The 652-nt window shown below is 45.4% G+C and carries 1 pseudogene; it reads left to right on the top strand.

Going from position 1 to position 652, the window contains the following annotated elements:
• Positions 1 to 652, top strand: a pseudogene (locus EI161_RS14915) (IS5 family transposase); the annotation flags it as partial.

The raw sequence follows: 652 nt of genomic DNA, 5'->3' as shown, positions 1-652 counted from the left end.
CGTGATGACCAATGGGAGAGAATTAAAGACATTCTACCTGGTAAACCAAGTGACGTTGGTATTACTGCAAAGGATAACCGCTTGTTCGTAGAAGCGGTTCTGTACCGTTACAAGACCGGCATACCTTGGCGTGACCTACCTGAACGCTTTGGCGACTTCAGAGTGATTCATACTCGTTTTAGTCGCTGGTCAAAAAAAGGCGTATGGAAGCAGGTTTTTAATCAACTCTCTGAACAATCCGATGACGAATATGCCATGCTAGATGCCACGATTGTTAAAGCCCACCAGCACAGTGCTGGAAAAAAAGGGATCAAGCCATTGGACGCAGCAAAGGTGGACTGACGACTAAAATACATACTCGAACAGATGCATTAGGCAATCCTACTGGCTTTTATCTAACAGGTGGGGCAGCTCATGACCTGTGTGGCTCAGATGAATTGCTTGATGTCAGTATTAGCCAAACGTGGCTTGCCGATAAAGCTTACGATGCTGATGCCCGCGTTATTGAACCGATTAAAGCAGTGCAAGGTAATGCAGTTATACCATCTAAGTGTCATCGGCTGCAGCCAAGAGACTTCGATAAAGAGCTTTATAAAGCGAGGCACCTAATAGAGAACTTCTTTGCCAAGATTAAGCAGTATCGTGCGATTGC

Origin of the sequence: Psychrobacter sp. FME5, assembly GCF_014861375.1 — a bacterium.
GTDB lineage: Bacteria > Pseudomonadota > Gammaproteobacteria > Pseudomonadales > Moraxellaceae > Psychrobacter.
The sequence above is the reverse complement of the archived record's forward strand: the minus strand, read 5'-3'. Positions and strand labels throughout refer to the sequence as shown.